7 protein-coding genes and 2 pseudogenes are annotated in these 8,089 nt (G+C 69.2%); 6 read left to right on the top strand and 3 right to left on the bottom strand.

The window, feature by feature from the left end; translation table 11 throughout:
* Positions 1 to 497 precede the first annotated feature (497 nt).
* From DMH12_RS35490 to DMH12_RS35480, 4 genes and pseudogenes are all read left to right on the top strand, one after another.
* A complete protein-coding gene (locus DMH12_RS35490) occupies positions 498 to 1,403 on the top strand; it encodes a hypothetical protein (protein ID WP_125495426.1) in 906 nt (301 codons plus the stop codon).
* Between the two features lie 128 nt (positions 1,404 to 1,531).
* Positions 1,532 to 1,864: a hypothetical protein gene (locus tag DMH12_RS35485; RefSeq protein ID WP_125495425.1), complete on the top strand. Its 333-nt coding sequence runs from the start codon at positions 1,532 to 1,534 to the stop codon at positions 1,862 to 1,864.
* A 21-nt stretch (positions 1,865 to 1,885) separates the two neighbouring features.
* Positions 1,886 to 2,058 (top strand): annotated as a pseudogene (locus DMH12_RS40595) (transposase); the annotation flags it as partial.
* A gap of 104 nt (positions 2,059 to 2,162) precedes the next feature.
* Positions 2,163 to 2,768, top strand: a complete 606-nt coding sequence (locus DMH12_RS35480; RefSeq protein WP_399189980.1) for an IS5 family transposase — start codon at positions 2,163 to 2,165, stop codon at positions 2,766 to 2,768.
* Between the two features lie 179 nt (positions 2,769 to 2,947).
* Here DMH12_RS35480 and DMH12_RS35475 read toward each other — a convergent pair.
* Positions 2,948 to 3,367, bottom strand: a pseudogene (locus tag DMH12_RS35475) (transposase); the annotation flags it as partial.
* A gap of 19 nt (positions 3,368 to 3,386) precedes the next feature.
* On the bottom strand, positions 3,387 to 3,752 hold the full coding sequence (locus DMH12_RS35470; RefSeq protein WP_125495424.1) for a VOC family protein: 366 nt from the start codon (positions 3,750 to 3,752) through the stop codon (positions 3,387 to 3,389).
* A gap of 130 nt (positions 3,753 to 3,882) precedes the next feature.
* Here DMH12_RS35470 and DMH12_RS35465 point away from each other — a divergent pair, with 130 nt between their 5' ends.
* Positions 3,883 to 4,848: a YafY family protein gene (locus tag DMH12_RS35465; protein ID WP_125495423.1), complete on the top strand. Its 966-nt coding sequence runs from the start codon at positions 3,883 to 3,885 to the stop codon at positions 4,846 to 4,848.
* A 7-nt stretch (positions 4,849 to 4,855) separates the two neighbouring features.
* Here DMH12_RS35465 and DMH12_RS35460 read toward each other — a convergent pair whose 3' ends face one another.
* Positions 4,856 to 6,262 (bottom strand): MFS transporter, encoded by a 1,407-nt coding sequence (locus DMH12_RS35460; protein WP_125495422.1) that lies wholly within the window; start codon positions 6,260 to 6,262, stop codon positions 4,856 to 4,858.
* 295 nt (positions 6,263 to 6,557) lie between these two features.
* Here DMH12_RS35460 and DMH12_RS35455 point away from each other — a divergent pair, with 295 nt between their 5' ends.
* Entirely contained in the window at positions 6,558 to 8,045 is a 1,488-nt protein-coding gene (locus DMH12_RS35455) for an aldehyde dehydrogenase family protein (RefSeq protein ID WP_125495421.1), read from the top strand.
* The last annotated feature ends 44 nt before the right edge of the window (positions 8,046 to 8,089 follow it).

Below are 8,089 nucleotides of genomic sequence, written 5' to 3'. Positions count from 1 at the left end.
CCCGCACCCCGAGCCGCCCACCCGACCTGCACGCAGCCGAACACGACCTCCACCCCGCCGGCCCCGACCGGCCCTCCTGGTGCACGCGGATGTCGGCCGCAGTTATGCGGTCTGTAAAGCTGTTCCAGCCCAGTAGTGTCTCAAGGACCCACTGCTGCCTGGCCGCAACCGAACACCTGTCTTGGCCTCGGCGGCGGCAATCTCCTCCTCGCTCGCCGCATCCCCCAGGGCACGGTAACTGACCGGGGCATTCTCACGCAGCCAGGACACCACTCGCTGCCACGACTCAACTGCATCACTCTGCACGCAGACCTCCAACCAACAATCCACTGATCACGCTGGGACATTCCTCTGCTGTCCGTGCCCACACGGCTAGCGCGCAGCCGACGCAGACAGCCCAGAACCTAACGAAGCACTACTAGCCGATCTGTTGATTAGCGCGCTGATTCGGTCACTCACCGACACATGCGTCTTGATGCTGACTAACATCACATCCCATGAGTGCTAGAGAGCGACAGCGCATCGCGTTGCTGGAGTGGGTGGAGGAGCTGGTAAGTGACTCCCGCTCGGAAGTGGTGGATGCCGATACATGGGCGATGCGCCATGGCGTTTCGGACCTAGAGCTGCGGTCTCTGGTGCAAAGCCTCACAGACGCTGGATTTCTGGGAGATCCTGGCATTGATCAGGGGCGGTGGGTCTCGCTCACTCCTGCTGGTGTCGCCGAGCTCCAGGCCCTCCGCGTAAAGCGTTCGAACCGCCGCGAGCGGAATACCTACGTACGGAACGTGACCCTTCGGTGGCTCTACGACCACGAGGAGGAGCGGCCTCATTCGCTCGCTGAGATGATCAATGACCCTGAGGTGCACTTCTTTGGGGACCCCCTGGCGAGCGATGAGGTGACCCGGGCGTTTTCCTTTCTGCGGGAGCAGTCCCTGGTCAAGGGGAAGGCGGCTTGGGGCGGAGATGTTTTTATTCCGAAGCTCCTGGCCCGTGGGATCGAGTGCGTGGAGAGTGGGAAGACCGTGTCCGACTTCATCAACCCGCAGGACCGCGGCGGGAACGTCTATCACACGTACCTGCCGAATGCGCAGGGCGTCATCGTGGGCGAGCAGCAGAACTTCACCCAGAACAACAGCGCTGGCGTTGATCCAAGCGTGTTCATCCGACTCGCGGGCTACGTCGGGCAGGTGAGCGGAACGCTCAATCTAGAGGAGTCTGAGCGGAGCGATCTGGAACGTGTGGCCCAGGAGTTGCACGCCGCAGCCACGTCCGACTCTCCCGAGCCGAGCCGACTGCGGGAACTGACGAGCCGCATCGTCGATGGGCTCACCACCGCTGCGGGGACGATCGCCGGGCAGATCGCCCTTCAGATGGGGCAGGACGCTCTGGGGTCTCTGGGGTGATGGCCAGCACCGGTGTGTTGCGTGCGACCTTGGATCGAGGTAGACGGCCGGGCTTGCTGCGCACCGCCTAGGTCGTGTCTGACAAATGATCTCTGCGAAGCTTCGTGTCCGAAGCCGAAGGAGGGGTCATGGGGATTGAGTTGGAACTGCACTCGGGGCGACCCACACGAAAGGGTTCGTCCCGGGAGACCTTGCTGCGGGGCTCTTACGAGCACGGTAAGGCGTTGGCAAGTGTGCTGAGTGCCCTCGACCGGCATGGTTCGGGCAAGCTCGGCTGGGTGGATCCGTACGGCGACACGCTGTTCAACGAACAGGAAGCTCAAGTCGCCCGCCAGGAAGTCGCCGCCCTGACACAGGCGTGTACTGACGACCAGCAGAAAGCGGCTCTGCTCGACCTTGCCGAGCTTCTCGAAGCGTGTGCGGCAACGCCGGGCAGCTACTTGTGGTTCATGGGTGACTAGCCATACCTGATCATTGATCTTGTGGTTGGCCGGGGTGAACTGACGGATGCGGCGTGGGAGCGGATAGGCCCACTGCTACCGCGTGTTGATGGCCGTGGGCGGCCGTGGCGGGATCACCGCCAGGTGGTGAACGGCGTGCTCTGGCGGTTGCGGACCGGGGCACCCTGGCGTGACCGCCCGAGCGCTATGGTCCCTGGCAGACCGTCTACGAACGCTTCGCCCGCTGGGAGACGGACGGAACCTGGGCAAGGCTGCTGGAGCACGTGCAGGTCAAAGACGATGCGGTGGGCACGGTGGAGTGGACCGTGTCGGTGGACTCCACCATCAACCGTGCCCACCAGCACGCCGCCGGAGCCCGCAAAAGGGGGCACTGGCACAGGACGAACTGGAAGATCCGCCACATTCGACGCTTGGCCAGGCACTCGGCCGGTCCCGCGGCGGGCTGACCACCAAGGTTCACCTCGCAGCCGACGGCCGCGGCCTGCCTCTGGCCATCGTCGTCACTCCAAGCAACGTCAACGACTCAACGGTCTTCGACAAAGTGCTGGACGCGGTGCGAGTGCCCCGCCTGTCCGCAGGCCGACCCCGTCGCAGGCCCGAGACGGTCATCGCCGACAAGGCGTATTCGTCACGAGCCATCCGGACCGGCTTACGACGGCGCGGCATCCGAGCGGTCATCCCGGAACGGTCCGACCAGATGGCCAACCGAAAGTGCCGAGGATCGGCCGGCGGGCGGCCGCCAGCCTTCGATCCAGAGCAGTACAAGGCCCGTAATGTGGTCGAACGCTGCTTCAGCAGGCTCAAGCAGTTCCGGGCTGTGGCCACCCGCTTCGACAAGTTGGCTGCCCGCTACCTCGCTGGTCTCCGACTCGCCTCGCTCCTCCTCTGGCTACGTGAACCGTGATCATTTGTCAGACACGACCTAGTAGTGCTTCGTTAGGTTCTGGGCTGTCTGCGTCGGCTTCGCGGGGTGGGTAGAGGTCGTCCGCAGGTGGTGCAGGTCCCGGTCCAGCATCTCAGCAGGTCCTGAAGGACGTCGAGGGCCTGGTAGAGGGTCAGGCCGGTGTGTGGGCTTTTGAGTCGAGCCGCCTGACAGTTCGCCCGTATCCCGACCGCGCCGCAGTACTGGCGGGCCACCCCGGCCGTCGCGGTGCCGCACTTGGGGAACGACACATCGTCGATCACCCACACCTCGGGCGTGATCATCTCGGACAGCCGCTCGGCGATCCGCCGCCGCACCGGCAGCGGATCCCGCGGCGACTGGTTCGCGAACTGCTGCAGGGCCTGCACGTTCTCGTCCGGCAGACGCTCGGCCATCGGCTGGACCGGCTTCCGCCGGCAGTTGAGCATCGGGCCCCGCATGCAGCACTCGCCTCAACGTCGCTGATCCCAACGTGGCAACGACCCAGACACATCGGCAACAAACCCCGCCAACTCGCCCCGGAGTCGTTCCACTTCCCCCCGCTTCGCTCCGGGAGGTAGCCCACCACCAGGCGAGTTCACTCAACGTAACGAATCACTACTAGTCGACCGGCGACACCCGGATCAGGTTGCCGTCCGGATCCGCGACCACGAAGGTGCGGCCGAAGACCTCGTCGTGGGGCTCCTCGACCACCGTGACGCCCTTGGCCACCCACGCGGCGTGGATCTCGTCGATGGCCGCCGGGGAGCCCGGGACCATCAGGCCGACCTCCGAGGTGCGCGGCGTCCCCGGGGTTACCTGGTCCGCGCGGCCGCTCCAGAGCGCGAACAGGACGCCCGGGGCGACCTCGAACGGAACGTAGCGGGGTGTGGTCATCACCGGCTTGATGTCGAACAGGTCGGAGTAGAAGGCGGTCGCGCGCTCGACGTCGTTGACGTGGACGAGGAAGAGATTCGGTGCGGACATGGCTGGCGGGCTCCTTCCGAGCGGGCCGGTTCCGGCCCTCGCCGTACAGCCTCGCGTGGGAACATGACAGGGATTGTCGTGTTCCGAGGGCGAAGTCCGGGAGGGTGAGTCCGACGAGGGAGCTGTCGTCATGAGCCGGCCCCAACGCCTGATCGAGCTGCTCGCCGCCCTGCAGGCGCATCCGCGGACCACCGCCGAGGCGCTGGCCGAGGAGCTGGGAGTCTCGACCAGGACCGTGCTGCGCGACGTGCGGGCGCTGGTCGACGCGGGCATCCCCGTCTTCACCGAGCGGGGCAAGTACGGCGGCATCAGCCTGCTGCCCGGCGACCAGGTGGACCTGGCGAAGCTGACGACCGGCGAGGCGGACCTGCTGCGGGCGGTCGGGCTCGATCTCGACCGGGCCCGACAGCTCGGCGGCGAGGCGGCCGCCCGGTCGGCGCTGCGCAAGCTCACCTCGCGCCGGTCGCCGCCGCCCGCCCGGGACGACCTGCCGCTGGCCCTCACCGACGTGATCGCGATCGACAACCGGCCCTGGTTCGAGGAGGCCGCGCCCCTGCCCGACGTGGCGGGCCTGGTCCGGGACGTGCGTACGGCCAGGCGGCTGCGGATCCTGTACCGGCGCAGCGGCGCCACGGACGCGCGGGACCTCGTGGTCGACCCGTACGGGCTCGCGCAGCGGGGCGGGCGCTGGTACCTGGTCGCCGACCACGACGGGCGGCCCCGCATGTTCGCCCTCTCCCGTCTCCAGCGCTGGACCGTACTCGACGGCCCCCGCCGGCTGCGGCCCGGTGCCGGCCTCGTGGGCACGGCGCGGGAGCTGGGCGAGGCGCTGGAGAGCGAGGGGCGGGTCGTGGTCACCGCCCGCGTCGACGCCGGCAGCCTCGACCTCGCCCGCCGGATCCTGGGCGCCAGGCTCAGAACGGCGGGCGAGCCGGGGGCGGACGGGCGGGTCGAGGTCACCGTGGCGTACGACCGGATCGACGCGGTACGCCAGTTGTTGCAGTTCAGCGAGCACATCGAGGTCGTCGCCCCGGAGGCGGCCCGGGAGCTGGTGCGCCGGCTCGCGGCGGGGATCGCGCGCACGCACGCCGGGTGAGCGCCGGCTACGGCGCCATGTCCTCCAGCGTGCGGCCGCTGGTCTCCTCCGCCCAGGCCGCCGCGACCAGGGAGCCCGCGACGGAGACGACCGCCAGGGTCACGAACACCGTGCCCATCGCGCCTCCCGCGTAGATGGCACCCACGACGACCGGGCCGAGGATGACGCCCAGGCGGTTCGCCGCGCCGCCCACGCTGGAGCCCAGCGCGCGGATCCGGGTGGGGAACAGCTCCGGGGTGTACAGGTAGAGGCAGATGTTGGAGCCGAAGAGGAAGACCGCCGCCAGGGACGTCCAGACCAGGACGCTCGACGCCGAGCCGCCGGCCGTCAGGCCCAGGAGCAGCAGGCAGAGGGCCGCGGTCGCCATGCACCAGATCACCGTGTTGCGGCGGCCGACCCGGTCGACCGTGAGGGCGACGACCAGACAGCCGACCAGGCCCGCGCAGCTCGTCACCGTCGAGTAGAGCAGTGCCGTGGACAGGCTGAGGCCGAAGTGGTCCTTGTAGATGGTCGGCAGCCAGGACGTGATGCCGTAGTTCGCGAAGTAGCCCGTGAACCAGAGGGCTCCGATGACGAGGGTGCGCCTGCCGTACCTGCCGCTCAGCAGTTCGCGCAGGCCGCCGCCCTTGCCCGCGGCGGCCGGCCGGACGGGCGACGCAGGGGCGGGGGCGGGCAGCGGGGCGCCGGTGATCTTCTCGACCTTCCGCTCGATCGACGCCATCGTCGTCAGCGCCTCCTCGTGCCTGCCGTGGTCGGCGAGCCAGCGCGGTGACTCCGGCACGTAGCGGGCGAGGGCGAAGCACAGCAGGCCGGGGACGGCGGCCAGGCCGAACACCCAGCGCCAGCCGAGCACCGGCACCAGCCAGGCGGCCAGGAGCGCGCCGGCGGTCAGGCCCGCCGGGAAGACCAGCTCGTACAGGAGGACGAAGCGGCCGCGCTTGTGGGCGCGGGTGATCTCGGCGATGAAGGTGGCCGCGATCGGCACCTCGCCACCGATGGCCATGCCCTGGACGAACCGGAGCGCCATGAACGGTTCGGGCGAGGTGCAGAGCGTCAGCGCCAGGTTGCACAGGCCGGACAGGGCGATGCAGCCGGCGATCACCTTCACCCGGCCGATCCGGTCCGCGAGCCTGCCCGACACCAGGGCGCCGACCAGCATGCCGATGGACCCGACCGTCATCAAAGCGGTGACCTGGGCCGTGCCGAGGTGCCACTCGGTGCGCAGTTCCGGCAGGGCGTAGGCGATCAGAAGCTGGTCGAACGCCTCGAAGAAGGTGACGGCGCCGACGACGAGCCGGACCATCACCTGCCAGCGGCACAGGGGCAGGCGTTCGAAGCGGGCGCCGATGGCGGCCGCGAGCTCGGCCGGGTCGCCATGTCGGCCTGGGGTGTCGCGAGCTGCGTCGATCGTCATGGTGAGGTCTCCGGATCCCGTACGGAGGGGAGGGTACAGGCCCGCACGGAACGGTTCGGGCCGCACGGCACGGCGGAGCGACCGCGTGCCGGCGGCGGTGAGGGCTGGAGAGGTGCGCGCCCTACTTATGTAGGCGCTGAATGTCTCAGCGCTTAAGTTCTACCGGTAGTCAGCCGAGGTTAGGCAAGGCTTACTCCTGACGTCGTCAAAAATTCCCGGCGGTGGCCCCTTGCGGGGAAATTAGTTAAGCCCTTAGATGTCTAGCACTTAGACACGTCCCACCCGGAGGCCCTTCATGCCGCGCATCCCAGCCGACGAGATACTCATCGCGGGACAGTGGCGACGCGGCGGCGGACGTCCGATCCACACCGTCGACCCGGCCGACGGCCGCGTCCTCACCACCGTCCACGCCGCCTCGCCGGACGACGTGGACGAGGCCGCGCACGCGGCCGCCGCGGCCGCCGCCGCACCCGAGTGGCGCGACCTTGCGCCCCACCGCAGGGCCCGCGTCCTGTACCGGATCGGGGACCTGATCGAGGAGCACGCCGACGAACTGTCCGCGCTCCAGACCGCCGACACCGGCAAGACCCTCGGCGAGACCCGCGCCCTCGCGCTGAGCGCCGCCGGCACCTTCCGGTACACGGCCGCCGCCCTGGAGACGGGCGAGGACGCGCTCACCCCCTCGCGTGGCCCGTACCTCACGATGAGCACCTACGAACCGATCGGCGTCGTCGGCGCGATCAACCCGTGGAACTCGCCGATCGCCTCCGACGCGCAGAAGACGGCACCCGCCCTGGCCGGCGGCAACGCCGTCCTGCTCAAGCCCGCCGAGTGGACCCCGCTGGTCTCCCTCGCCTTCGGGCGCCTGGTCCACCGGGTCCTCGCCGAGGCCGGACTGCCGACCGCGCTGCTCGCCGTCCTGCCGGGCAGGGGCAGCGTCGTGGGCGACGCGATCGCCAGACATCCGCTGGTGGGCCGGATCGGCTTCACCGGCGGCACCACCACGGGACGCGCCATCGCCCACGTGGCCGCCGACAAGCTCGTGCCCGCCTCGCTCGAACTGGGCGGGAAGTCACCGACGATCGTGCGCGAGGACGCCGACGCCGAACAGGCCCTCGCGGGCGTCATGTACGGGATCTTCTCCTCCAGCGGCCAGTCCTGCATCGCCGGTTCACGGCTCTTCGTGCACGCCTCGCGGTACGACTCCTTCGTCACGGAACTCGTCCGGCGGGTGCGCGCGCTGCGCGTCGGCCCCGGTACCGCCCCCGACACACAGGTCGCGCCGCTCGTGCACCACGCGCACCGCGACAGCGTCGCCGCGGCCGTCGAACTCGCCCGCGAGGAGGGCGGCCGGGTGCTGTGCGGCGGCGCCGTACCCGAGGGCGAGCGGTACGCGAAGGGCGCCTACTACCTGCCGACCGTGATCGATTCCCTGCCGAACTCGGCCCGCGTCTGCCAGGAGGAGATCTTCGGCCCGGTGCTCGTCGCCCTGCCCTACGAGGACGAGGACGAACTGGTCGCGCAGGCCAACGACTCCGTCTTCGGGCTCGCCTGCGGCATCTGGACCCGGGACGCGCGGGCCGCCTGGCGGCTCGGGCGGCGGATCGAGGCCGGAACCGTGTGGATCAACACCTACAAGCAGTTCTCCATCTCCACCCCCTTCGGCGGGGTGAAGGACTCCGGGCTCGGCATCGAGAAGGGCCGCGACCTGATCCGTGCCTACCAGCGGCAGAAGTCCCTGTACTGGGGCACCGACTCCACGCCCCTGCCCTGGGCCAACTGACCCACACCACGGGAGATCCCGCCATGAACCACCCCCCGACCGCC

This window comes from Streptomyces sp. WAC 04229 (genome assembly GCF_003947455.1).
GTDB lineage: Bacteria > Actinomycetota > Actinomycetes > Streptomycetales > Streptomycetaceae > Streptomyces.
This window is presented reverse-complemented; position numbering and strand designations above follow the sequence as displayed.

Excerpts from the sequence above, each read along its gene's own strand:
- DMH12_RS35460 (WP_125495422.1), bottom strand. The coding sequence starts at position 6,262 with ATGACGATCGACGCAGCTCGCGACACCCCAGGCCGACATGGCGACCCG.
- DMH12_RS35470 (WP_125495424.1), bottom strand. The coding sequence starts at position 3,752 with ATGTCCGCACCGAATCTCTTCCTCGTCCACGTCAACGACGTCGAGCGC.
- DMH12_RS35455 (WP_125495421.1), top strand. The coding sequence starts at position 6,558 with ATGCCGCGCATCCCAGCCGACGAGATACTCATCGCGGGACAGTGGCGA.
- DMH12_RS35485 (WP_125495425.1), top strand. The coding sequence starts at position 1,532 with ATGGGGATTGAGTTGGAACTGCACTCGGGGCGACCCACACGAAAGGGT.
- DMH12_RS35465 (WP_125495423.1), top strand. The coding sequence starts at position 3,883 with ATGAGCCGGCCCCAACGCCTGATCGAGCTGCTCGCCGCCCTGCAGGCG.
- DMH12_RS35490 (WP_125495426.1), top strand. The coding sequence starts at position 498 with ATGAGTGCTAGAGAGCGACAGCGCATCGCGTTGCTGGAGTGGGTGGAG.